Origin of the sequence: Streptomyces sp. NPDC001544 (assembly GCF_042894285.1) — a bacterium.
GTDB lineage: Bacteria > Actinomycetota > Actinomycetes > Streptomycetales > Streptomycetaceae > Streptomyces.
On sequence record NZ_JBIAVN010000005.1, the window covers coordinates 385,643 to 409,475 of the forward strand.

A 23,833-nucleotide genomic window follows, 5' to 3' on the forward strand; every position below is an offset into this window, starting at 1 on the left:
GCCGAGGTCACGGAAGACAGGCCTGAACAGAGGGCTTGACACACCCTCGGAGGCCCCATAGCTTCCCGTCCTGAATCGTTTCATCAAGAGGCCTCTCGGCCCGATGTCACAGGAGCCCGAAGTGACCGACCTCGCCGCGGTGAAGGCCGCGCTGAAGACCCAGGCAGTCGAGACGCCGTCGTGGGCGTACGGGAACTCGGGGACCCGTTTCAAGGTGTTCGCCCAGGCGGGCGTGCCCCGCACACCGCAGGAGAAGCTGGACGACGCGGCGCAGGTGCACGCGGTCACGGGCGTGGCCCCGACCGTGGCGCTGCACATCCCCTGGGACAAGGTGGACGATTACGCCGCCCTGGCGAAGCACGCCGAGGAGCGCGGGGTGCGGCTCGGCGCCATCAACTCCAACACCTTCCAGGACGACGACTACAAGCTGGGCAGCATCTGCCACCCCGACGCGGCGGTGCGGCGCAAGGCCGTCGACCATCTGCTGGAGTGCGTCGACATCATGGACGCGACGGGCTCCACGGACCTGAAGCTGTGGTTCGCGGACGGCACGAACTACCCCGGCCAGGACGACGTGCGGGAACGGCAGGACCGGCTGGCCGAGGGCCTCGCCGAGGTGTACGAGCGGTTGGGTGACGGGCAGCGGATGCTGCTCGAGTACAAGTTCTTCGAGCCGGCCTTCTACACGACGGACGTGCCGGACTGGGGGACGGCGTACGCGCACTGCCTGAGGCTCGGGCCGAAGGCGCAGGTCGTGGTGGACACCGGGCATCATGCTCCGGGGACCAACATCGAGTTCATCGTCGCCACGCTGCTGCGGGAGGGAAAGCTCGGCGGGTTCGACTTCAACTCGCGGTTCTACGCGGACGACGACCTGATGGTGGGGGCCGCGGATCCCTTCCAGTTGTTCCGGATCATGTACGAGGTCGTACGCGGGGGCGGGTTCACCTCCGAGGTGGCGTTCATGCTCGACCAGTGCCACAACATCGAGGCGAAGATCCCGGCGATCATCCGGTCGGTGATGAACGTGCAGGAGGCTACGGCGAAGGCTCTGCTGGTCGACCGTGCCGCTCTGGCCGACGCCCAGCGTGCCGGGGATGTTCTCGGGGCGAACGCCGTGCTGATGGACGCGTACAACACGGATGTGCGGCCGCTGCTTCGTGAGGTGCGCAAGGAGATGGGGCTGGATCCCGATCCGGTTGCCGCCTACGCCCGGTCCGGGTGGGGCGAGAGGATTGTTGCCGAGCGGGTTGGGGGGCAGCAGGCGGGGTGGGGTGCGTAGGCGTCTGCCTGGTTCTGTTTCGTCGCGGAGTGCGGGGCCGTCGTGGTTGTTCGCGCAGTTCCCCGCGCCCCTCAAGACCATCCACTCACGTCAGTTCAAGAAGCAAGGGATCTCCATGTCACCCCACCCCGAAGCCGCCGCCCTCCTCGCCCGCTCGCACCGGCTCGGCGCCGATCCCCGCAACACCAACTACGCCGGCGGCAACGCGTCCGCGAAAGGCACCGACACCGACCCCGTGACCGGTGGGGACGTCGAGCTGATGTGGGTGAAGGGGTCCGGCGGGGACCTGGGCACGCTCACCGAGGCGGGACTCGCGGTGTTGCGCCTCGACCGGTTGCGGGCGCTCGTCGACGTCTACCCGGGTGTCGAGCGGGAGGACGAGATGGTCGCCGCGTTCGACTACTGCCTGCACGGCAAGGGCGGGGCGGCCCCCTCCATCGACACCGCGATGCACGGGTTGGTGGACGCGCCGCACGTGGACCATCTGCACCCCGACTCCGGCATCGCGCTGGCCTGTGCGACGGACGGGGAGAAGCTGACCGCCGAGTGCTTCGGCGACACGGTGGTGTGGGTGCCGTGGCGGCGGCCCGGCTTCCAGCTCGGGCTGGACATCGCGGCGATCAGGCGGGCCAATCCGCAGGCGATCGGGTGCGTCCTCGGCGGCCACGGGATCACCGCGTGGGGCGACACCTCCGAGGAGTGCGAGAGGAACAGCCTCCACCTCATCCGCACCGCCGAGACGTTCCTCGCCGAGCGCGGCAAGGCCGAGCCCTTCGGACCCGCCCTGGAGGGGTACGAGGCCCTGCCCGAGGGCGAGCGGCGGGAGCGGGCGGCGGCCCTCGCGCCGTACGTCCGGGCGATCGCCTCCCAGGACAAGGCGCAGATCGGGCACTTCACCGACTCCGGCGTCGTCCTCGACTTCCTGGCCCGGGCCGAGCACCCGCGGCTGGCGGCCCTCGGCACCTCCTGCCCGGACCACTTCCTGCGCACCAAGGTCCGCCCGCTGGTCCTCGACCTGCCGCCGGCCGCCCCGCTCGAGGAGGCGATCGCCCGGCTGAAGGAGCTGCACGCCGAGTACCGCGAGGAGTACGCCGCCTACTACGACCGGCACGCCGAGCCCGACTCCCCCGCGATGCGGGGCGCCGACCCGGCGATCGTGCTCGTCCCCGGGGTGGGCATGTTCTCCTTCGGCAAGGACAAGCAGACCGCGCGGGTGGCCGGCGAGTTCTACGTCAACGCGATCAACGTGATGCGGGGCGCCGAGGCGGTCTCCACGTACGCGCCGATCGAGGAGTCGGAGAAGTTCCGCATCGAGTACTGGGCGCTGGAGGAGGCCAAGCTCCGGCGGATGCCGAGGCCGAAGCCGCTGGCGACGCGCATCGCCCTGGTCACCGGCGCCGGCAGCGGCATCGGGAAGGCGATCGCCCACCGGCTGGTGGCCGAGGGCGCGTGCGTCGTCGTCGCGGACCTCGACGCCGAGAACGCCCGGGCCGTCGCCGAGGAACTGGGCGGGCCGGACAAAGCCGTCGCCGTCCCCGTCGACGTGACCGACGAGCAGCAGATCGCCGAGGCCTTCAAGGCGGCGGTGCTGGCTTTCGGCGGCGTGGACCTGGTGGTGAACAACGCCGGAATCTCCATCTCCAAGCCGCTGTTGGAGACCACCGCGAGGGACTGGGACCTCCAGCACGACATCATGGCCCGCGGTTCGTTCCTGGTGTCGCGGGAGGCGGCCCGGGCGATGATCGCCCAGGGGCTCGGCGGTGACATCGTGTACATCGCCTCCAAGAACGCCGTCTTCGCCGGCCCCAACAACATCGCCTACTCCGCCACCAAGGCCGACCAGGCCCACCAGGTGCGGCTGCTGGCCGCCGAGCTGGGCGAGCACGGGATCCGGGTCAACGGGATCAACCCGGACGGGGTGGTGCGCGGCTCCGGGATCTTCGCGGGCGGCTGGGGGGCCGAGCGGGCCGCCGTGTACGGGGTGGCGGAGGAGAAGTTGGGCGAGTTCTACGCGCAGCGGACCATCCTGAAGCGGGAGGTGCTGCCGGAGCACGTGGCGAACGCGGTGTTCGCGCTGACGGGCGGAGACCTCACCCACACCACCGGGCTGCACATCCCGGTCGACGCGGGCGTGGCGGCCGCCTTCCTTCGATGAGCACCGCCGTGAAGTCGTACGCCGCGGTCGACCTCGGCGCGTCCAGTGGACGGGTCATGGCCGGCCGCGTCGGCCCCGACTCGCTGGAGCTGAGCGAGGCGCACCGCTTCCCCAACCGGCCGGTACGGGTTCCGGAGGGGCTGCGCTGGGACGTGCTCGGGCTGTACTCGGGCGTCCTGGACGGGCTGCGGGCGGCCGGGCAGGTGGACTCCGTCGGCATCGACAGCTGGGCCGTGGACCACGGCCTGCTGGACGCCGACGGCGCTCTGCTGGGCAATCCGGTGCACTACCGCGACGCCCGCACGGCAGGGGTCGCGGAGAAGGTGTGGGCGACGGTGCCGGCCGCCGAACTGTACGCGGCGACGGGGCTGCAGTACGCCCCGTTCAACACCCTCTACCAGTTGGCGGCGGCACGCTCCACGGCCCAGTTCGCCCAGGCACGGCGCCTGCTGCTCATCCCCGACCTGCTGACGTACTGGCTGACCGGTGAGCAGGGCACCGAACTCACCAACGCCTCCACCACCCAGCTGATCGACCCCCGTACCCGCGACTGGTCGTACGCCGTCGCCGCCCGGCTGGACGTCGACCTGGAGCTGTTCGCGCCGCTGCGGCGGCCGGGTGATCCGGCCGGTCTGCTGCGGCCGGACGTGCTGGAGGAGACGGGGCTGACCGGGCCGGTGCCGGTGACGACGGTCGGCTCGCACGACACCGCCTCGGCGGTGGCCGCCGTACCCGCGAGCGGTGAGCGCTTCGCGTACATCTGCACCGGGACCTGGTCCCTCGCCGGGCTGGAACTGACGGCTCCGGTGCTCAGCGAGGAGAGCCGGGCCGCGAACTTCACCAACGAGCTGGGGCTGGACGGCACGGTCCGCTATCTGCGCAACATCATGGGACTGTGGCTGCTGCAGGAGTGCGTACGCGCCTGGGGAGATCCCGACCTCGGGCCGCTGCTGCGCGAGGCGTCCCTGGTGCCGGCGCTGCGGTCGGTCGTGGACGCCGGCGACGCCGCGTTCCTGGCGCCCGGCCGGATGCCGCAGCGGATCGCCGAGGCCTGCCGGGTGTCCGGGCAGCCGGTGCCCGGGACCCGGGCCGAGCTCACCCGGTGCATCCTCGACTCGCTCGCGCTCGCCCACCGCCGGGCGGTCGAGGACGCCCAGCGGCTCGCCGGCCACCCCGTGGACGTGGTCCACGTCGTCGGCGGCGGCACCCGGAACGCGCTGCTGTGCCAGCTCACCGCCGACGCCTGCGGACTGCCCGTGGTGGCCGGCCCCACCGAGGCGGCGGCCCTCGGCAACGTCCTGGTGCAGGCGCGGGCGCACGGACTCGTCGGGGACCTGGCCGACGCCCGGCGGCTCCTGGTCGCGACCCAGCCGCTGACCCGTTACGAACCGCGCGGCGACACGGCCCGCTGGCGGGAGGCGGAGGGCCGGCTCGCCACGCGGTGAGCCGGGGTCTCCCCCAGGCTCCGTCCGACGACTACTCTGCACTCGTCCGATGACCGACTTCGAGGAGCTGCGATGCGTGTCGCCCTGTTCCTGACCTGTGTCAACGACACGCTCTATCCGGACACCGGCCGTGCCGTGGTGAAGCTGCTGACCAGGCTGGGTGTCGAGGTCGACTTCCCGATGGCGCAGACCTGCTGCGGGCAGGCGCACTACAACACCGGTTATCGCCATGAGGCCGAACCGCTCGCCCGGCATTTCTCCGATGTCTTCGGGGGATACGAGGCGATCGTGACGCCTTCCGGGTCCTGCGGGGCGATGGTGCGGGAGCTGTATCCGCGCATGGGCGAACGGGCGCGCGCCGAGGGTCGCGGGGACGCGCTCGCGTCCGTACTGGCGCCGGTGGTGCCGAAGACGTACGAGCTGACCGAGTTCCTGGTGGACGTGCTGGGGGTGACGGACGTCGGGGCGTACTACCCGCACGAGGTGACGTACCACCCGACCTGCCACGGACTGCGCGGGCTGGGTCTCGGGGACCGGCCGCGGCGGCTGCTGCGGGCCGTGAAGGGGCTCGAACTCGTGGAGCTGCCGGGGGCCGACGAGTGCTGCGGCTTCGGCGGGACGTTCGCCCTGAAGAACTCCGCCGTGTCGGCGGCGATGGGGGCCGACAAAGTGCGCAACGCCGAGTCCACGGGCGCGGAGGTGCTGTGCGCGGCCGACAACTCCTGCCTGATGCACATCGGCGGGACCATGACCCGGCTGCGGGCGGGCGTGCGGCCGGTGCACATCGCGGAGATCCTGGCGAGCACGGAGGAGGAGCCGGCCGTATGAGCGGGACGTATCTGGGAATGCCTGCCTTTCCCGAGGCCGCACGGGAGGCGGTCGGCAATCGCACCCTGCGCGGCAACCTCCGGCACGCCACCCACACCATCCGCGCCAAGCGGGCGAAGGCGGTGGCGGAGGTGTCCGACTGGGCGGCGCTGCGGGAGGCCGGGAAGCGGATCAAGGACCATACGCTCCGTCATCTGGACCGTTATCTCGTGCAGTTGGAGGAGTCGGTCACGGCGGCGGGCGGCATCGTCCACTGGGCCGCCGACGCCGACGAGGCCAACCGGATCGTCGCCGAACTCGTCAAGGCCACCGGCGAGTCGGAGGTCGTCAAGGTCAAGTCGATGGCCACCCAGGAGATCGGGCTCAACGAGGCGCTCGAAGCGGAGGGCATCCGCGCCTACGAGACCGATCTCGCCGAGCTGATCGTGCAGTTGGGCAAGGACCGGCCCTCGCACATCCTGGTGCCGGCCATCCACCGCAACCGGGGCGAGATCCGGGACATCTTCCGCTCCGAGATGAGCGAGTGGGGCCGCCCGGCCCCGGAGGGCCTGACCGACACACCGGCCGAACTCGCGGAGGCGGCCCGGCTGCACCTGCGCGAGAAGTTCCTGCGGGCGAAGGTCGGTGTCTCCGGTGCCAACTTCATGGTCGCCGAGACCGGCACGCTCGTGGTCGTCGAGTCCGAGGGCAACGGCCGGATGTGCCTGACCCTGCCGGAGACGCTGATCTCCGTGGTGGGCATCGAGAAGATCGTGCCGACCTGGCGCGACCTGGAGGTGTTCCTGCAGACGCTGCCCCGCTCCTCGACGGCCGAGCGCATGAACCCGTACACCAGCACGTGGACGGGGACCACCGACGGCGACGGGCCGCGCACCTTCCACCTGGTCCTCCTCGACAACGGCCGCACCGACACCCTCGCCGACGAGGTCGGCCGTCAGGCGCTGCGCTGCATCCGCTGCTCCGCCTGCCTCAACGTCTGCCCGGTGTACGAGCGGGCGGGCGGCCACGCCTACGGCTCCGTCTATCCCGGCCCGATCGGTGCGATCCTCAGCCCTCAACTGAGGGGCACGGCAAGCGAGATCGACGCCTCCCTGCCGTACGCGTCCTCACTGTGCGGCGCCTGCTACGAGGTGTGCCCGGTGGCCATCGACATCCCCGAGGTGCTGGTGCACCTGCGGGAACGGGTCGTGCAGGGCGGCACGGCGACCCGGGCGGGCAACAAGGTCGTGCTCAAGCCCGCCAAGGGGCACGCCGCCGAGCGGGCCGCGATGCGCGCGGCCCGCTGGGCGTTCGCCCACCCCGGCGCCCTGCGGGCCGGGCAGCGGCTCGCCTCCCGCACCCGCCGCCTGCAGCCCCGTACGCTGCCCGGCCCGGGCCGGGCGTGGAGCGGGACACGGGACCTGCCGGCCGTACCGGCGGAGCCGTTCCGCGACTGGTGGCAGCGCACGCACGGTGGAAAGGACGGGGCGAAGTGAGCAGCAGGGACCGGGTCCTGGGGCGGGTGCGTCGCGCGCTCGCCGACGTCCCGCCGGACGACAGGCCGTACGAGCAGGCCGTCGAACGAGAGTATCTGCGCGAGCACGGTGGCCGGAGCGTACCGGAGACCGTGGACCTGCTGGCCGAGAACCTGGCCGACTACCGGGCGGTCGTGCACCGCTGCACGGCCGGTGACCTGGCCGCCACCATCGGCCGGCTGCTCACCGAGCGGGGCTCGACGACCGTGCTGGTCCCCCCGGGACTCGACGCGCACTGGCTGGACGGCACCGACGCGGAGCGGGTCACGGACCGCGCCGAGAGCACACCGCATGAGTTGGACCGGGTCGACAGCGTGGTCACCGGCTGCGCGGTCGCCGTCGCCGAGACCGGCACGATCGTCCTGGACGGCGCCCCCGACCAGGGGCGCCGCCGCATCACCCTGATCCCGGACCACCACATCTGCGTCGTCCGGGTGCCCGAGCAGGTCGTCTCCTCCGTGCCCGAGGCCCTCGAACGCCTCGACCCCGCCCGCCCCTTGACGTGGATCTCCGGCCCGTCGGCGACCAGCGACATCGAACTCGACCGGGTGGAGGGCGTGCACGGGCCACGGACGCTGGAGGTCGTGCTGGTCGGCCAGTGACCCGGGGCCCTCGGGCGGCCGCGTCGGAACCACGTGACAGCGGCGCTGAACAAGCGCTTAGATAGTCACCTGGACCTGCACCCGACCGCTCCCGGAGGCCCCGTTGTTCACATCCGTCGACGACGTCTCCGCCCGTCTCGCCGAGACCGGCTACCTCGCCTCCCCCGCCGTCGCCACGACCGTCTTCCTCGCCGACCGGCTGGGCAAGCCCTTGCTGGTCGAGGGGCCCGCGGGAGTCGGCAAGACCGAGCTGGCGAAGGCCGTCGCGCAGGTGGCGGGCGCGCGGCTGGTGCGGTTGCAGTGCTACGAGGGCGTCGACGAGTCGCGGGCGCTGTACGAGTGGAACCACGCCAAGCAGTTGCTGCGCATCAGCGCGGGCCGCGACGAGACCTGGGACGAGGCACGCACGGACATCTTCAGCGAGGAGTTCCTGCTGCCCCGTCCGCTGCTGACGGCGATCCGCGGTGACGAGCCCAAGGTGCTGCTGATCGACGAGACCGACAAGGCCGACGTCGAGGTGGAGGGGCTGCTGCTGGAGGTGCTCAGCGACTTCCAGGTGACCGTGCCGGAACTGGGGACGGTCACGGCTACCCGGCGTCCCTTCGTCGTGCTCACCTCCAACGCGAGTCGTGAGCTGTCCGAGGCACTGCGCCGTCGCTGCCTGTTCCTGCACATCGGCTTCCCCGAGGAGGAGCTGGAGCGGCGCATCGTCCGGCTGAAGGTGCCGGGGCTCGACGAGGCGCTGGCCGAGTCGGTGGTGCGGGTGATCGGCGCGCTGCGTGCGATGGACCTGCGCAAGGTGCCCTCGGTGGCCGAGACCATCGACTGGGCACGCACACTGCTGGCCCTGGGGGCCGGGACTCTCGACGAGACCGTGGTCCGGGAGAGTCTGGGCGTGGTCCTCAAACACCAGGACGACATCCTGAAGGCCGCCGCCAAGCTCGACCTGGACGCCCTGTGAGCACCCCCGCTGGGGTCGCGGACCGGCTGACCGGCCTGGTGGCGGCACTGCGTACGCACGGGGTGCGGATCGGCACCGGGGAGACCGTGGACGCGGCCCGCGCGGTGGAGGCGCTGGGGCTCACGGACCGGGAACTGCTCCGCGAGGGGCTGGCCGCCACGCTGCTGCACGGCACGGGGCAGCGGGCGGTGTTCGATCCCGTCTTCGACCTGTACTTCCCGCGCGGTGTCGGCGGGCCCGGCACGACGGAGCCGGCCGACCGTGACGACCTGCGCGAGAGGCTCGCGGAGGCTCTCGCCGCCGACGACCGCGCGGCCATGGCCCGGCTGGCGGCCGAGGCCGTGGACGCGCTGGGCGGGTACGGGAGTTCACCGGAGTCGGACGGCTGGTCGGCGTACCAGACCATGGACCGACTGCGCCCGCAGACCCTGCTGGCCCGGGTGCGGACGGGCGTCCGTGAACGGGACGGGCGGGCGGGCTTCGCCGACCGGTTGCTGGACGACGAGATCCGCCGCCGTATCGACGCCTTCCGCGCCCTCGTCGCGGCTGAGGCGCGGCGCCGGGTCGCCGAGCGGCGCGGCCGGGAGCTGATCGCCCGGCGGGCGGTGGCGCCGACCGCCGACCGGGTGGACTTCCTGTACGCGGGCCGGGACCAGCTGGCGGAGCTGCGCAGGACCGTCGCACCGCTCGCCCGCAAGCTGGCCACCCGGCTGGCCGCGCGTCGCCGCCGGGCCGCGCGCGGCACGATCGACCTGCGCCGCACCCTGCGCGGCTCGCTGTCGACGGGTGGCGTGCCGATGCGGCCGGTGCTGCGCCGACGCCGCCCGGTCCGACCGGAGCTGGTCCTGCTGTGCGATGTGTCGGGCTCGGTGTCGGGTTTCTCGGACTTCACGATGCTGCTGGTGCAGGCGCTGCACGACCAGTTCAGCAAGTTGCGGGTGTTCGCCTTCGTCAACCGGCTGGACGAGGTGACCGGGCTGCTGGAGCACGGCGCCGCCGACCCGGCGGGCCTCGGCGCCCGCATCCGCGCGGAGGCCGCGCTCACCGGCTGGCACGACAGCAGTGACTACGGGGTCGCGCTCGGCGAGTTCGCGGAGCGGTACGGCGACGCGGTCGGCCCGCGCACCACCGTGTTCGTCCTCGGTGACGCCCGGACCAACATGAGCGACCCCAACCTGGCCGCCGTCCGCCACATCGCCGGACGGGCCCGCCGTCTGTACTGGCTGAACCCCGAACCACGCCCGCAGTGGGGCACGGGCGACTCTGCCGCGCCGGCCTACGCGGAACTGGCCGAGATGCACGAGTGCCGCACGGCCCGGCAGCTCAGTGCCCTGATCGGGCGGCTGCTGCCGGTGTGAGACCACCCGCGTCCCCCACGTCCCGCTCAGGCCTTCGCGTACTCCTTGGCCATCTGCCCGGCGAAGTCGTACACGACGCACGGTTCGTCACCGACCACCCAGGCGTCGTGGCCGGCCGGGCAGACGAAGACGTCGCCGGGGCCGACCTCCGACTCGCCGCCCTCGCCCTCCATCCTGAGGTGCATCCGTCCCTGCACCACGTAGCTGTTGTGGTGGACCTGGCAGGTTTCGGTGCCGGCGATCGGGCCCACGGACTCCGACCAGCGCCAGCCCGGTTCGAAGGTGCCCACGGCGAAGTCGAGCCCCGTGAGGTGCACGACTTCGAGGTGGCCGCGGGGGAAGTCGCGGCGCTCGTCGGGCTTCTCTACCGTCTTCACTTCCAGCATGGTCATGGCGGTGTTCTCCCTTCCCGCGGCTCACCGCGGCCGGGGCCGGCCCGTCGGCGCCCCTCGCCACCCGGCGGCCACGACGGCACCGGCTCCGCCCACGGCAAGCTGGCTGTACCACTCCATCGTCGGCCCGGCAACCCGGCACCGCCATTCAGGTGACCCGGCCGTGAGGTCCGTTCCGGTGACCGCGGCCGTGCGTCAGTTCCCGTCTCCCTCGGACGCTGCGGACCTGGCCTGGGCGAGGTAGTTGTACGCGGACGCGCGGGAGATCCCGAGCCGTCCGGCGACCTGTTCGACGGCCCGGCGCACCGCGAACACACCCCGTTCGTCGAGGCCGCGGAACAGTTCCAGGCGCTGCGCGCGGTCGAGCTGCGACCAGCTCGCGTTCTGCCGCAGCTGGTGGGCGTCGACGATGGCGTCGACCACCGTGTCGATGTCGTCGCCGAAGACGGTGGTCGGCGGCTCGGTGGTGTCCGTGCCGGTCCCGGCGAGGGAACCCAGCAGGGCGTGCGCCTGGGTCAGCGCGGTGACGTCGAGGTTGACGCAGAGCGCGCCGAACACCGTACCGGCCGAGTCCCTGAGCGGCATCGTCGAGGACTTCACGAGCTTCCCGGCCGGTGTCCGGGTGACGTAGTTCAGCTCGTCGGCCGCCGTGTCACCGCGGGCGACCATGCGCATGCCGATCTCGCTCATCGCCCCGCCCACCGTGCGGCCGGTCACCTCCCCGGCGAGGGCGACCACCGACTTCTCCGGCCGCCGGTAGTCGTGCAGGACCACCTCGCACACCGGCCCGAAGGTCGCCACCAGCCCGTCGACGACCGGGCCCAGCGCGGCGAGGATCGCGTCCCGCTCCGCCTGCTGGGAGAGCTCGTCGGCCATCGGGGACTCCTTCACTCGGCGGCGCTGTCGAGATTACCCGTCCAGACCGTGTACGGGGAGTCCAGTTCCGGGGGTCGTGGCGGTGCCCGCGCGGCCGGCCTCGTCGGCGTGTCGACGCTGCGCGTCGTGTCGACGTACCGCGTACACCGCGTAGACGTAGGCCGCGTCCAGGACGAGGCAGGCCACGTAGAAGTAGTGCATCAGCGCGGTCTCGTGGCGCGGCACCGCGTCGGGGTCGGTGAGCAGGGTCAAAGAGGCGCAGGCGGTGCCGACGAGCTTGGTCAGCGCGATGCCTGGGGACTGGCCGCGCAGGCCCCGGCGGGCGGCGAGCATCCCCAGGAACATGGCCGACATCGCCACGTTGCTGCCGAACGCGGTGATGCCCCCCTCACCGTGGTCGAACTGCTCGGAGGCGAAGTTCATGCCCGGGTAGGCGAGCAGCAGCACGGCGCCCAGCGCCGGCAGGAACAACCGCTCGGGCAGATAGGGGAATTCGGTCCTGCCGAAGCGGACGACGGTGTAGGCGATGGCGAGGTCGAAGCAGAACCACACGATGTTGACGACTTGCATGACTCCGGCCTGCGGTCGCACGAACGCGAACATGAACTCCCAGCTCATGTTGGTCGCGAACGCCACGACCGGCATCCCGAAGGTCCGCTCCCGCATCCCCGCGCGGATGATCAGCACGTAGGCGGCCGCCCAGAAGACACCCGTCCCGAGCAGAAACGCCGTGTGCAGTGCCCGCATGCTGACCCTCCGTCAAGTGACCGATCGGTACGTGCCGGCGACCACTCTGACACGGCTTCCTTCACCCGAGGTCCCCCATGGACCGACGGCGCACCCCAGTAGCGCCGCCGGTCCGTACCCTGCCGCCTACGGCACGTACCGCACCTCGGGGAAGGCCCGGGACGGCCCGTCGAGCAGGTGGCCCCGGCGGTGGCGCAGGTGCTGGTCGAAGAAGGCGAGCGGGTAGGCCTGCTGGATCTTCACGGCCCTGGCCGGGTCGAGGTTGCCGATCCAGGCCTTCAGCTGTTTGTCATTCATACCGGCCGGCTTCGCCATCTGTGGCATGAGCATCTGGGTGTCGCCGTAGGAATGGTGGGTCGCACCGTCGGCCTGGACGTCGAGCCGCCAGCCCTTGAGGTGGGACCAGAACACGGTCACGTTCGGGTCCTGGGGACGGGCGAACGCGGCGGTCATCATCATGAACGGCCGGTCCAGGTCGGTGGTGATGGTGGGCTGCGGTCCGGGCTGCATCGGTCCGTCCAGGCTCAGTCCGGCCCGCACACGCCTGTCCGTCAGCATGACGCAGGCGGTGGCCGTGCCGCCCTTCGACCAGCCGAACATGCCGATGCGCGACGTGTCGAGGGCTTGGCACAACCCGTCCGGCAGCGGCCGACGCCCGGCGTCGGGGTTGTGCCCGGCGGCGATCTGCTCGACGCAGTCGAGGACGAAACGGATGTCCGTTGCGTAGTCCACCGCGTACATCGTGTGCTGGTCGTCCCTGATCGGGGTGAGGACCCGGCCGTCGGGCAGCTGGCTGTACGCGTCGTTGATGTGGTCCACCGTCACCACGACGTAGCCGTGGCTGGCGAGCTCCTGCACGATGACGGTGTGGTCGGAGCGGTGGCTGCCCGCGCCGTGCGAGTACACGACCACCGGCAGGCCCCGGCCCGTGCGGTGCGCCGGGGCGCCCTCGTGGCCGGCCGTGAGCGGCGCCACCGCGACGTCGGGCGGGAAGTCTGCGGAGGCGAGCAGTTCCCGCAGGACGCCGGCGGGCATCCACGGCACGCGGGCGTACCGGCCGGCGTCGCCGCGAGCGGGGTACCAGACGCTCGCCATGAGCTGGCGGTAGTTGCCGGGGCCGGCATCGGGGTCGGGGCGTGAAGTGTCGACGAGGTGCAGCTCCACCGTGCCCACCGGGTGCGGGCCGGTGGGCTCCGGCAACGTGAGCCGCACCGGGTCCGAGCCGGCCGGGTCCTGCGTGCCGCCCCGGACGGCCGGGGCCGGGGCCGGGGCGGCCCAGGCGGGGCCCGCGGCGGCGAGCGGCACGGCGGTCCCGGCGGCGAGCGCGGCGCCCAGCATGCGGCGGCGCGTCATCCCGTCGCGGCTCGTGAACGGCGTGGTGGTCATGGACCCTCCCAGGGCTGTTCCTGATCCTCGGACGCAACACGGAAGCCTCGTCCGGCGGTCCGTGAGCATGGACGGAACGCTGTCACGCCTCCCCTCGGGCGGCATCCGTCCATCGGTTGATCACTCGGGCGGGCATTGGTCCACAGGTTGACGTCCGTGGGATGACGGGGCGTTGATCCGGTGTAGCGTGTGATCCCGTTCGCGGGTCGACAGGGGAGGCGGGCTTGACGTCAGCGGAACGCGATCGTCCTGCCTTATGGGCCGGCCGCGCCTACCGCGTCTTCCTGGTCGTCCAGACCCTCTCGGCCCTCGGTGACTCCTTCTCCTACGTGGCGATCCCGCTGCTGGTGCTGCACAGCACCGGCTCGGTGGTCCAGATGGGCGTCGTCACCGCGCTCACCGGCGTCGCTTCCGTCCTCACGGGGCTGTTCGCGGGTGTGGTCGCCGACCGGGTCGACCGCAGGCGGCTGCTGATGGCCGCCGACACGGCGCGCTGTCTGCTGTTCCTGCTGCTGCCGCTGGTGTGGGTGTTCGCCACCCCGGTGTGGCTGATCTACACGGTCGTGCCGGTCGCCGAGGTCTTCTCGATGCTGTTCCAGGTGACGTACGTGACCGTGGTGCCCGCGCTGGTGCCACCGGAGGAGATCACCCGGGCCAACGGTCATCTCTACGCGAGTGCCGCCGTCGCCGGCGCGATAGGCCCGGCGCTCGCCGGTCTGGTCGCCTCGGCCGCCGGGCCCGCCGCCGCCATCGGCATCGACGCCGCGACGTTCGCGGTGTCCGCGCTCGGCATCCGGTTCGTGCGGTTCGGCGGCGCGACCGGGCCGCCCGCCGCCGGGGAACGCGGGCGCGTACGCGGGGAGTTCATGACGGGGGTCCGCTTCCTGTGGGCGCATCCGGTACTACGGCCGCTGACCGTCCTGCTGACCCTGCTGTCCTTCCTCACGTCCGGGCTGCCGGATCTCGTGGTCTATCTGGTCAAGCACGAGCTCGGCCGCCCGGACGCGACGGTCGGCTACGTCCTCGCCGTGGGAACCGTCGGCACGTTCGCCGCCGCGTCCGTGGTCGCCCGGGTGCGGGGCCGCCTCGGCTTCGGGGTGACCTGGATCTGCGCCTTCTCCGTCGCGGGCCTCGCCGTCGCCTGTCTGGGTGTGTCCCGGACCGTCCCGGTGGTGGCGGCGCTGGTGGCCGTACATCTGATGTGCACCGGCATCGCCGGCATCTGCTCGATGTCGCTGCGCCAGGAGGTCACCCCCGGGCATCTGCTGGGCCGGGTCACCTCGGCGTTCTGGACCGTGCAATCGGCTCTGGGCCCGCTGGGCGCGGCCGCCGTCACGGCGGCAGCGGCCGGTCTGGGCGTCACCACGGTGTGCCTTTTCACCGGCGTCGCCGTCCTGCTGGTGGCGCTGACCGGATCGGTGACCGGCATCCTGCGGCCGGACGCCGGCGAGCCCCGGCTGGAAGAGACGGCTTGAGCACCGCGGCGCCATCGTCGGCGTACCGGTGAGACGGGGGTGCCGGCCCACGCCGGGAACTCGCCCCGGCCGGCCCGGCGGCCGGTGAACTGCGGCCGCCGCGGGAGGTGTGCGCGGCAGTGACCGCAGCCGGCGCACCGCCCGCGCCGTCGGCCGACGTCTCCCGCGCGCCTCCCGACGGACCGCCCGCCGCGCGCTCCGTGCCCGACACGCACACGCCGGAGGCGGTCCGGTCCGGACGCGCGCGTGGCCGGGTACGCCGCCCCCGGCCACGCGCGCCCCACCGTCCGGAGCCGAGCGAACCGGACCGGACCGGCCGGCGGGTGTGCGGGTGCCGCGAACCGCGCGCAGCAGGAGACCGGCAGGGCGTCCGCCACAGGGACCGGCGGCCCTGACGCGAAGGCCCCGGACGTGCTTCAGCTCGACTCGCGCACCACCAGCCGGCACGGCACCGTGTGGACGCCCGGTTCGGCCTCGGCGTCGATGGCCTGGAGCAGCCGCAGGGCCGCGATGCGGCCGATCTCGGTCAGGTTCATGTCGATCGTGGTGAGCGGCGGCCGACAGGCCAGCGCCATGGTGTCCCAGTTGTCGTAGCCGACCACGGCGATGTCGCCGGGCACGTCCCTGCCCCGCTCGCGCAGCGTGTCGGCCACGCCGCGGGCGATCTGGTCGTTGCCGCAGAAGAAGGCGTCCGTGTCTGGGGCGGTGCGCAGCACGGCGTCGGCGGCCCGTCGGCCCCAGGCCTCGCTCCACTCGCCGTAGTGCACCCGGCCGGTGGCCGGGCCGAGTTGGGCGGCCTCCAGGTGCTCGACGGCATGCCGGGCGCGGTCGCGGGCGGCCTGGTGGTGCTCGGGGCCGGTGACGTGGGCGATGCGGGTGCGTCCGGTGGCCAGCAGATGCTCTACGGCCAGGTGGGCGCCGCCCCGGTCGTCGGTGACGACGGAGGTGTCGGCGGGGTCGGTGGACGGGGCGAGCGCGTAGACCACGGGGATCGAGGGGTCGAGCCCCGTCAACGGTGGACGCGGGTCGGTGCGGCGGCCGGCCACGATGATCCCGTCCACCCTGCGGTCGGTGAGGGTGGTCAGGTGATGCTGTTCCCGGATGGCGTCACCCCGGGTGTCGCACAGCAGTACGGAGATCTTCCCGGCGCCCAGCGCGTCCTCGGCGCCCAGCAGCACGGGTGTGCTGAACCGGCCTATGCCGTCCGTCGTCATCAGGCCCACCGTCCAGCTGCGCCCGCTGTGCAGGCTCTGGGCGTGCTGGTTGGGCCGGAAGCCGAGCGCCTCCACCGCGTCCAGCACCCGCTGCCGGGTCTCGGGACGCATCCGGCCGCCGCCGTTGAGCGCCTTCGAGGCCGTGCCCACACTGACGCCCGCCAGCGCGGCCACGTCGGCGAGCCGGGCCCGGCCGGTGAGGGGGGAGCCTGGAGCGGAGGTCACGGGCAAACCTTTTCCTCGGGTACGACGACGCCAGCCATGGTGACAGCCTGCGAGCCGCGCTGCCAAGCGTGTGGGCAAACGGAAAAATCTCTTGCCGCCACTCTTGACCGGACTTCCCCGCTGCCCTCTACTCTCACGACGAGAAAACGGTTGCCCAAACAATCTCCGTTCCACCGCCGGGCAACCACTCCGTACGCCGTGAGTGCGCGCCCGGACACCGGACTTCGTCCCTCCACCACCCGGAGAGCCATGCCCCGCACACCCTCCGCCCCGTCGTCCCCCATCGGCCCCGTCGGCCCGGTCCGTCCCGGCCCCGACGCCCATGCCGCACTGCGCCCCGCGGCCGCCCGCATCGACGCGGGTTTCTGGCACGCCCGCCGTGAGACCAACGCCCGGGTGTCCCTCCCCCAGGGCCCCGGCCTGCTGGAGTCCGCCGGGAACCTGCACAACCTGCGGCTGGCGGCAGGCACGGCCCGGGGCGAGTTCCAGGGCGCCTACCCGTTCGTGGACACGGACGTCTACAAGTGGCTGGAGGCCGCGTCCTGGCAGCTGGCCGAAGGAGGCCCGGCGGAGCTGGCGGCCGACGTGGAGCGGATCGTCTCCCTGGTCGCCGCCGCCCAGCAGCCGGACGGTTACCTCAACACCTGGTTCCAGCTGGTCAAGCGCGGTGCGCGCTACCAGGACCTGCGCTGGGGCCACGAGCTGTACTGCGCGGGCCATCTGATCCAGGCGGCGGTGGCGCACCACCGGACCACGGGCCGACCCGAACTCCTCGAAGTGGCACGGAAGTTCGCCGACCACGTCGACTCCGTGTTCGGCCCGCCCGGCAGCGGGAAACCCATCGACGGCATCGACGGCCACCCCGAGGTGGAGACCGCCCTGGTCGAGCTGTACCGGGAGACCGGCGAACGCCGTTACCTGGACCTGGCCGCCTACTTCGTCGACCGCCACGGCCATGGCCTGCTCGGCGGCGAGGCCTACTGCCAGGACCGCGTCCCGCTGCGCGAGGCGTCGAACGTCGAGGGCCACGCCGTACGGCAGTTGTACCTGCTCGCCGCGGCGGCCGACCTGGCGACCGAGACCGGCGAGCCCGAACTGCGCGCCGCGAACGAACGGTTGTGGCAGGCCATGACCACCACCAAGACGCACCTCACCGGCGGTCTCGGCGCCCACCACGACCAGGAGGACTTCGGCGACCCCTACGAACTGCCCAACGAGCGCGCCTACTGCGAGACCTGCGCCGCGATCGCCTCGGTCCAGTGGAGCTGGCGCATGACCCTGCTGACCGGCGAGGCCCGCTACAGCGACCTGATCGAGCGCACCCTCTACAACGGCTTCCTGGCCGGTGTCTCCCTGGACGGCGAACGCTGGCTGTACGTCAACCCGCTCCAGGTCCGCGACGGTCACACCGACCCCGGCGGCGACCAGTCGGCCCGCCGCACCCGCTGGTTCCGCTGCGCCTGCTGCCCGCCCAACGTCATGCGGCTGCTGGCCTCCCTGGAGCACTACCTGGCCACTGGCGACGACGGCGGCCTGCAGATCCACCAGTACGTCGACGGCGACTACGCCACCGACGGCATCACCGTCCGCTGCGAGACCGACTATCCCTGGCACGGCACGATCGCCCTCGTCGTCGAGGAGTCCCCCGCCGACCGCCCCTGGACGCTCTCCCTGCGCATTCCGCAGTGGTGCCGGGAGTACCGGGTGCGCTGCGGGGACGAGACGTACGACTCCCCCGTCACCGACGGCTGGCTGCGACTGACCCGCACCTGGTCCCCCGGCGACCAGGTGGTCCTGGAGCTGGGTCTGGAACCGCGTCTGACGGCCGCGGACCCCCGGGTGGACGCCGTACGCGGCTGCGTGGCGATCGAGCGGGGCCCGCTCGTGTACTGCCTGGAGCAGGCCGACCACCCCGGCGGCGGACTGGACGACGTCGTCCTCGACACCACCCGCCCGCTCGCCGTGAAGCACCGCCCGGACCTGCTCGGCGGTGTCACGACGGTCGTCGCGGCGGGCCGGCGGCGCCACCTCGCCGACCCGGGCTGGTGGCCGTACGCCACGGTCGCGGACGCCCCCGCGGCGGACGGCGAGCCCGTCGAACTGACCGCCATCCCCTACTACGCCTGGGCCAATCGCGAAGACGGCAGCATGCGCGTCTGGCTGCCCACCTCCTGAACAACCCTCCTACGACAACGAGGTCAGCCCCGTGACACCCACCCGCCGCACCCTGATCGCCGCGACAGCCGCCGTCAGCGCCCTCGCCTCCCTCACCGCCTGTGGAGGCGGCTCCGACGACTCGGGCTCCTCCAAGGCGTCCGGGAGCACGTACACCTTCTGGGACCCCTACCCGCAGTTCGACGCCTCCTCCCCGTGGGGCAAGCTCGTCGGCCAGTGCGGCACGAAGGCCGGAGTGACCGTCAAACGCACCGCGTACGACACCACCGACCTCGGCAACAAGGCGCTGCTCGCGGCCCAGCAGGGCAACGCGCCCGACGTGATGCTCGTGGACAACCCGGTCGTCTCCACGCTCGTGGACGCCGGGATCCTCAACAAGACGAGCGACATAGGGCTCGACACGGCCTCGATCCAGAAGAACATCATCGGCGCGGGCACCATCGCAGGCGCCTCCTACGGCGTCCCGATCGGCGCCAACACCCTCGCCCTCTACTACAACAAGAAGGTGCTGTCCGCGGCCAAGGTCGACCCGGCCTCGATCAAGGACTGGAACTCGCTGACCGCGGCCCTGAAGAAGGTGAAGGCGGCCGGGAAGAAGGGCATCACCTTCTCCGCGATCAACACGGAGGAAGGCAGCTTCCAGTTCCTGCCCTGGTTCTGGGGCGCGGGCGCCGACCTCACGAAGCTGAACTCCGCGAAGGGCGTGGCCGCGCTGTCGCTGTGGAAGGACTGGGTGGACGAGGGCTACGCGCCCAAGGACGTCCTGCAGAACACCCAGACCACCAGCTGGCAGGAGTTCGTCACCGGCACCTACGCGTTCGGCGAGAACGGCACCTGGCAGCTCGGCAACGCCGAGAAGGCCGGCTTCGGCTACGGCGTCATCAACATTCCCGCGCAGAGCGGCGGTTCGGCGCCGGTGCCCACGGGCGGCGAGTTCGTCACCGTGCCCGTGCAGAAGGACACCGCACGCTACGACATCAGCAAGAAGATCGTCACCTGTCTGACCAGCGACGCGAACCTCCTGGCGACCGACACGACGCTCACGTACGTGGCACCCACCGCGACGGTCCAGGCCGAACAGGTGAAGCAGAACCCCGAGCTGAAGCCGTGGGTGTCCGCCGTGGCCGCCGCCCGTGGCCGCACCAGCGGCGGCCTCGGCTCGAAGTACCCCACCATCTCGCAGCCGATGTGGACCGCCGTCCAGTCGGCCCTGTCCGGCGGCAAGAGCCCCAAGTCGGCGCTGGACACGGCCCAGGCGAGTTCCGGGAAGGGCTGAGGCCGACATGACCATCGCCCGAGTCGACCGCCCGCGCCGGGCGCCGGACCTGGCGAGGACGAGTGGCGCGGACACCCCGCTCCTGCGCCGGCGTCAGCGGCGCAGGAGCAGGCTGACCGCGCTCGCCTTCGTCGCCCCGCTGCTCGCCTATCTCGCCGCCTTCTACGTCTACCCCCTCTACCGCAACCTCGATCTGAGCCTGCGCGACTACACCGTCCGCTCCTTCGTCGCGGGCGACGCGCCGTTCTCCGGCTGGGACAACTTCCGAAAGGTCCTCGACGACCCGACGTTCGGGCCTGCGATGCGGCACACCATGGTCTTCACCTTCGTGTCGATCGCCTTCCAGTACGTCATCGGGCTGGCGCTCGCGGTGTTCTTCAACCGGCACTTCCGGCTGTCCACGGTCCTCAGGGCGCTGTTCCTGATTCCCTGGCTGCTGCCGCTGATCGTGTCCGCCTCGACCTGGTCGTGGATGTTCAACAGCGAGTCGGGGGTGGTGAACTACTTCCTGCACTTCTTCGGCGTGGGCCCGGTCGACTGGCTCACCTCGCCGGACTGGGCGCTGACCTCGGTGATCGTCGCGAACATCTGGATCGGCATCCCGTTCAACCTGGTCATCCTCTACAGCGGACTGCAGAACATCCCGGCCGAGCTGTACGAGGCGGCGGCCCTCGACGGGGCGAGCGCCTGGCAGCAGTTCCGCCGGATCACCTTCCCGCTGCTGCGCCCGGTGTCGGCGATCACGCTGCTGCTCGGGCTCGTGTACACCCTCAAGGTGTTCGACCTGATCTGGATCATGACGAAGGGCGGCCCGGGCGACGCCTCGTCGACCCTGGCGACCTGGTCGTACCAGCTCGGCTTCGGCACGCTGCTGCCCAAATTCGGCCCGGGCGCGGCGGTCGGCAACATCCTCATCCTCATCGCCCTGGTCTTCGGTCTGCTCCACGTCCGCGTCCAAAGGAGGCAGGAAGCGTGAAGTCCCTCGCGCGGGGCCGGCGCCACACCGTCATCGGCCTCCTGCTCACCGCGCTGATGCTGTTCCCGGTGTACTGGATGCTGAACGTGTCCCTCACCCCCCAGCAGGACATGCGCAAGAGCCCGCCCGATCTGCTGCCGCTGCACCCGACCTTCGAGGGCTACAAGGCCGTTCTCGACGACCAGTTGCCCTACCTGGGCACCAGCCTGCTCATCGGTCTGGGCACGGTCGCCCTCACCCTCGTCCTCGCCGCGCCGGCCGGTTACTCGCTGGCGAAACTCCGCCCGCGCGGCGGCGGTGTGCTGGGGCTCGCCCTGCTGATCGCGCAGATGATCCCCGGGATCGTCATGGCGATGGGCTTCTACGGCACCTTCCTGGACCTCGGTCTGCTCAACTCCTGGTGGGGACTGATCATCGCGGACTCCACCATCGCGGTGCCGTTCGGCGTCATGATCTTCACGGCGTTCATGTCGGGCATCCCCGGTGAACTGACCGCCGCCGCGCTGATCGACGGCGCCGGGAGCTTCCGCACCTTCTGGTCGGTCGTCCTGCCGCTGAGCCGCAACGCCCTCGTCACCGTCTCGCTGTTCACGTTCCTGTGGGCCTGGTCCGACTTCGTCTTCGCCAGCACCCTCGACGGCGGCGGCGACATGCGGCCGATCACCCTCGGCATCTACAAGTACATCGGCAACAACAACCAGGAGTGGAACGCGATCATGGCCACCGCCGTCGTCGCCTCCGTCCCCGCAGCCATCCTGCTGGTCCTCGCCCAGCGCTACGTGGCCGCGGGTGTGACCGCGGGCGCGGTGAAGGACTGATCCACCTCTCCCATCCCCCTCTCTCCGTGAGGAGAACCCCTGTCATGAGCCGCACAAGACCATCCGCACGTCTGACGGCCGCGCTGGGCACGGCCGTCCTCGCGGCCGGTGTCGCCACCGCCGCCCCCGCACACGCGTCGCCCACCGCCTCCACCACCCTGATCGTGGCCGCCGACCAGACCCTGCGCCCCGTCACCCATGTCGCCACGGGCAGCCTGTACGGCCTGGCGGACGCCTCGACCCCCGCCGACAGCCTGGTCACCCCGTTGAAGCCGAACACCTTCGTGCAGATGGCCCCGGGCGGCTCCCAGTTGCCGAACGGCGAGCCCAAGCCTGCCGGTGACGCGCTCGTCGTGGCACCCGAGGCGGCAGGCGCGGGAGCCAAGGTGGTCGTCCGTATGCCGGACTGGTACCCGAACTTTCCGTACAAGTGGGTGAGTTGGAGCGACTGGTTGTCGGCGGTCGACAAGCAGGTGGCGTCCGTGCGGTCGTCGGGCGCCACGAACATCGCCGCGTACGAGCTGTGGAACGAGCCCGACGGGACGTGGGACACGGCCAATGCGGGCGCCTTCGACGCGGGTTGGGCGCGCACGTACAAGGAGGTCCGCGCCAAGGACGCCACGACTCCCATACAGGGGCCCAGTTACTCCTCTTGGAACCAGTCCTGGATGAGCACGTTCCTCACCGACGCAAAGGCGAGCGGCACCGTTCCCGAGATCATCTCCTGGCACGAGCTGCAGGGCAGCAAGGACATCGCGGCGCATGTGTCGGCGTACCGCGCGCTGGAGTCGAGCCTCGGCATCAGCCCCCGGCCGATCGCCATCGAGGAGTACGCCAAGCCCGCGGAGATGGGCGTGCCCGGCGCCCTGATCGGTTATGTCGCCAAGTTCGAGCGGGCCGGGGTGCACGACGCCGAGCTGGCCTTCTGGAACCACTACGGCACCCTCGGCGACACCCTGACCGACACCGGCGGCTCGCCGAACGGCTCGTACTGGATGTACAAGTGGTACGGCGACATGTCGGGGAGCATGGTCCCCACCACGCCACCCGCCCAGACGGGCATCGACGGCATCGCCTCCCGCAACAGCTCCGGCAACCAGATCAGCGTCATCGCCGGCGGCTGCACCGGCTCCTGCGCGGTGACCGTCAACGGGCTGTCGTCGCTGTCGGCCTTCGGCAGCACGGTCCACGTCAAGCTGGAGTACACCCCGAACACCGGCCGTACGACCGCCTCCCCCGGCCCGATCACCGTCTCGGACGCCGACTACACCGTCTCGGGCGGCTCGATCACCGTGCCGGTGACGATGAACGCCTCCGACGGCTACCACCTGGTGATCACCCCGAGCGGCACGAACACCTCGCTCGCCGGCCGCTACCAGATCACCAACAAGAACAGCGGTCTGGCCCTCGACACCCTGAACGGGGGCACCGCCCAGGGCACCTCGGTGGTACAGGCCACGTCCACCACGGGCACCGACGAGAACTGGACCCTGGTCGCCGCCGGCTCGGGCCTGTACAAGATCGTCAACCAGAAGAGCGGCCTGCTGCTCGGGATCAACAACATGAGCACGAGCGACGGCGGCACGGCCCTGGTCTGGGGTGACAACGGCACCGCCGACCACCTCTGGCAACTCGTCCCGGACCGTGGCGGCTACTACAGGATCGCCAACTACAACAGCGGCCTGCTGCTGGGCGTGGACCAGATGAGCACCGCCTCCGGCGCCCAGGTCCTGCAGTGGACCGACAACGGCACCGCCGACCACCTCTGGAAGCTCACGGCGCGCTGACGCCGTCCCCGGACCGGGGTTCCCGTGCCTGATGTCGGCGGGCGCGGGAACCCCGCCCCCGCGTAAAACGGCCGCCGCGGGCGGCTGGTCGGCCGGAGGCTCCTCGTCCTCGGGGCCACGGCGGCCGTCCTCGCCGCCGCGGCCGTCACCGCGCTGCTGTACGCCACCGGGCACCGCAGCGGGAACACCCCGGCCACCGCGGCCACGAGTGCCGCCCCCTCCCCCGTGCCCACGGGCTACCGCCTGGTGCACGACCCGCGGCTCGGCGTCTGCTTCCCCGTCCCCGACAACTGGAGGCCCCGTCCGGGCGCCGGCGACGAGGTCACCTACGCCGATCCCAC

19 protein-coding genes are annotated in these 23,833 nt (G+C 71.6%); 14 read left to right on the forward strand and 5 right to left on the reverse strand.

Going from position 1 to position 23,833, the window contains the following annotated elements; translation table 11 throughout:
* Nucleotides 1-121 precede the first annotated feature (121 nt).
* From rhaI to ACFY0F_RS16900, 8 genes are all read left to right on the forward strand, one after another.
* Entirely contained in the window at nucleotides 122-1,282 is a 1,161-nt protein-coding gene (gene rhaI / locus ACFY0F_RS16865) for an L-rhamnose isomerase (RefSeq protein WP_388793870.1), read from the forward strand.
* A 115-nt stretch (nucleotides 1,283-1,397) separates the two neighbouring features.
* On the forward strand, nucleotides 1,398-3,437 hold the full coding sequence (locus ACFY0F_RS16870) for a bifunctional aldolase/short-chain dehydrogenase (protein ID WP_388793872.1): 2,040 nt from the start codon (nucleotides 1,398-1,400) through the stop codon (nucleotides 3,435-3,437).
* Complete coding sequence (locus tag ACFY0F_RS16875) at nucleotides 3,434-4,882, forward strand: rhamnulokinase family protein (protein ID WP_388793874.1); 1,449 nt, start codon at nucleotides 3,434-3,436, stop codon at nucleotides 4,880-4,882. Before ACFY0F_RS16870 ends, ACFY0F_RS16875 begins: the two co-directional genes overlap by 4 nt.
* A gap of 72 nt (nucleotides 4,883-4,954) precedes the next feature.
* Nucleotides 4,955-5,710 carry a (Fe-S)-binding protein gene (locus ACFY0F_RS16880; protein ID WP_388793876.1) on the forward strand — a complete coding sequence of 252 codons (756 nt, stop codon included), beginning with the start codon at nucleotides 4,955-4,957 and terminating at the stop codon, nucleotides 5,708-5,710.
* A complete protein-coding gene (locus ACFY0F_RS16885; RefSeq protein ID WP_388793878.1) occupies nucleotides 5,707-7,185 on the forward strand; it encodes a LutB/LldF family L-lactate oxidation iron-sulfur protein in 1,479 nt (492 codons plus the stop codon). Before ACFY0F_RS16880 ends, ACFY0F_RS16885 begins: the two co-directional genes overlap by 4 nt.
* Complete coding sequence (locus ACFY0F_RS16890) at nucleotides 7,182-7,826, forward strand: lactate utilization protein C (RefSeq protein ID WP_388793881.1); 645 nt, start codon at nucleotides 7,182-7,184, stop codon at nucleotides 7,824-7,826. Before ACFY0F_RS16885 ends, ACFY0F_RS16890 begins: the two co-directional genes overlap by 4 nt.
* Before the next feature lie 103 nt (nucleotides 7,827-7,929).
* Nucleotides 7,930-8,787, forward strand: a complete 858-nt coding sequence (locus ACFY0F_RS16895; protein ID WP_388793884.1) for an AAA family ATPase — start codon at nucleotides 7,930-7,932, stop codon at nucleotides 8,785-8,787.
* Nucleotides 8,784-10,145, forward strand: a complete 1,362-nt coding sequence (locus tag ACFY0F_RS16900) for a VWA domain-containing protein (RefSeq protein ID WP_388793887.1) — start codon at nucleotides 8,784-8,786, stop codon at nucleotides 10,143-10,145. The genes ACFY0F_RS16895 and ACFY0F_RS16900 overlap by 4 nt, the downstream gene beginning before the upstream one ends.
* 26 nt (nucleotides 10,146-10,171) lie before the next feature.
* Here the strand turns inward: ACFY0F_RS16900 and ACFY0F_RS16905 are convergent, their stop codons facing one another.
* The 4 genes from ACFY0F_RS16905 to ACFY0F_RS16920 all read right to left on the reverse strand — a co-directional run bounded on the left by ACFY0F_RS16905 (nucleotide 10,172) and on the right by ACFY0F_RS16920 (nucleotide 13,546).
* Complete coding sequence (locus tag ACFY0F_RS16905) at nucleotides 10,172-10,531, reverse strand: cupin domain-containing protein (protein ID WP_388794095.1); 360 nt, start codon at nucleotides 10,529-10,531, stop codon at nucleotides 10,172-10,174.
* Nucleotides 10,532-10,732: 201 nt separating this feature from the next.
* A complete protein-coding gene (locus tag ACFY0F_RS16910) occupies nucleotides 10,733-11,413 on the reverse strand; it encodes a transcriptional regulator (protein WP_388793890.1) in 681 nt (226 codons plus the stop codon).
* 33 nt (nucleotides 11,414-11,446) lie between these two features.
* Nucleotides 11,447-12,160: a hypothetical protein gene (locus ACFY0F_RS16915; RefSeq protein WP_388793893.1), complete on the reverse strand. Its 714-nt coding sequence runs from the start codon at nucleotides 12,158-12,160 to the stop codon at nucleotides 11,447-11,449.
* A gap of 126 nt (nucleotides 12,161-12,286) precedes the next feature.
* Entirely contained in the window at nucleotides 12,287-13,546 is a 1,260-nt protein-coding gene (locus ACFY0F_RS16920) for an alpha/beta hydrolase family protein (protein ID WP_388793896.1), read from the reverse strand.
* A gap of 224 nt (nucleotides 13,547-13,770) precedes the next feature.
* Here ACFY0F_RS16920 and ACFY0F_RS16925 point away from each other — a divergent pair, with 224 nt between their 5' ends.
* Nucleotides 13,771-15,021, forward strand: coding sequence for an MFS transporter (locus ACFY0F_RS16925; protein ID WP_388793898.1), 1,251 nt, complete (start codon nucleotides 13,771-13,773; stop codon nucleotides 15,019-15,021).
* A gap of 416 nt (nucleotides 15,022-15,437) precedes the next feature.
* Here the strand turns inward: ACFY0F_RS16925 and ACFY0F_RS16930 are convergent, their stop codons facing one another.
* On the reverse strand, nucleotides 15,438-16,460 hold the full coding sequence (locus ACFY0F_RS16930; protein ID WP_388793901.1) for a LacI family DNA-binding transcriptional regulator: 1,023 nt from the start codon (nucleotides 16,458-16,460) through the stop codon (nucleotides 15,438-15,440).
* Between the two features lie 249 nt (nucleotides 16,461-16,709).
* Here ACFY0F_RS16930 and ACFY0F_RS16935 point away from each other — a divergent pair, with 249 nt between their 5' ends.
* The 5 genes from ACFY0F_RS16935 to ACFY0F_RS16955 are packed head-to-tail and all read left to right on the forward strand — an operon-like array spanning nucleotide 16,710 to nucleotide 23,492.
* On the forward strand, nucleotides 16,710-18,635 hold the full coding sequence (locus ACFY0F_RS16935; RefSeq protein WP_388793904.1) for a glycoside hydrolase family 127 protein: 1,926 nt from the start codon (nucleotides 16,710-16,712) through the stop codon (nucleotides 18,633-18,635).
* Between the two features lie 31 nt (nucleotides 18,636-18,666).
* The gene (locus tag ACFY0F_RS16940) at nucleotides 18,667-19,911 is read left to right on the forward strand and encodes an extracellular solute-binding protein (RefSeq protein ID WP_388793906.1); all 1,245 of its coding nucleotides are present in this window, start codon (nucleotides 18,667-18,669) and stop codon (nucleotides 19,909-19,911) included.
* Between the two features lie 7 nt (nucleotides 19,912-19,918).
* On the forward strand, nucleotides 19,919-20,887 hold the full coding sequence (locus ACFY0F_RS16945) for a carbohydrate ABC transporter permease (protein WP_388793909.1): 969 nt from the start codon (nucleotides 19,919-19,921) through the stop codon (nucleotides 20,885-20,887).
* A 56-nt stretch (nucleotides 20,888-20,943) separates the two neighbouring features.
* Nucleotides 20,944-21,705 carry a carbohydrate ABC transporter permease gene (locus ACFY0F_RS16950; RefSeq protein WP_388794098.1) on the forward strand — a complete coding sequence of 254 codons (762 nt, stop codon included), beginning with the start codon at nucleotides 20,944-20,946 and terminating at the stop codon, nucleotides 21,703-21,705.
* A 44-nt stretch (nucleotides 21,706-21,749) separates the two neighbouring features.
* Complete coding sequence (locus tag ACFY0F_RS16955) at nucleotides 21,750-23,492, forward strand: RICIN domain-containing protein (protein ID WP_388793912.1); 1,743 nt, start codon at nucleotides 21,750-21,752, stop codon at nucleotides 23,490-23,492.
* Nucleotides 23,493-23,833 lie beyond the last annotated feature (341 nt).

Excerpts from the sequence above, each read along its gene's own strand:
- ACFY0F_RS16870 (WP_388793872.1), top strand. The coding sequence starts at position 1,398 with ATGTCACCCCACCCCGAAGCCGCCGCCCTCCTCGCCCGCTCGCACCGG.
- ACFY0F_RS16875 (WP_388793874.1), top strand. The coding sequence starts at position 3,434 with ATGAGCACCGCCGTGAAGTCGTACGCCGCGGTCGACCTCGGCGCGTCC.
- ACFY0F_RS16880 (WP_388793876.1), top strand. The coding sequence starts at position 4,955 with ATGCGTGTCGCCCTGTTCCTGACCTGTGTCAACGACACGCTCTATCCG.
- ACFY0F_RS16885 (WP_388793878.1), top strand. The coding sequence starts at position 5,707 with ATGAGCGGGACGTATCTGGGAATGCCTGCCTTTCCCGAGGCCGCACGG.
- ACFY0F_RS16905 (WP_388794095.1), bottom strand. The coding sequence starts at position 10,531 with ATGCTGGAAGTGAAGACGGTAGAGAAGCCCGACGAGCGCCGCGACTTC.
- ACFY0F_RS16910 (WP_388793890.1), bottom strand. The coding sequence starts at position 11,413 with ATGGCCGACGAGCTCTCCCAGCAGGCGGAGCGGGACGCGATCCTCGCC.
- ACFY0F_RS16915 (WP_388793893.1), bottom strand. The coding sequence starts at position 12,160 with ATGCGGGCACTGCACACGGCGTTTCTGCTCGGGACGGGTGTCTTCTGG.
- ACFY0F_RS16920 (WP_388793896.1), bottom strand. The coding sequence starts at position 13,546 with ATGACCACCACGCCGTTCACGAGCCGCGACGGGATGACGCGCCGCCGC.
- ACFY0F_RS16935 (WP_388793904.1), top strand. The coding sequence starts at position 16,710 with ATGCCCCGCACACCCTCCGCCCCGTCGTCCCCCATCGGCCCCGTCGGC.
- ACFY0F_RS16945 (WP_388793909.1), top strand. The coding sequence starts at position 19,919 with ATGACCATCGCCCGAGTCGACCGCCCGCGCCGGGCGCCGGACCTGGCG.
- ACFY0F_RS16950 (WP_388794098.1), top strand. The coding sequence starts at position 20,944 with ATGCTGTTCCCGGTGTACTGGATGCTGAACGTGTCCCTCACCCCCCAG.
- ACFY0F_RS16955 (WP_388793912.1), top strand. The coding sequence starts at position 21,750 with ATGAGCCGCACAAGACCATCCGCACGTCTGACGGCCGCGCTGGGCACG.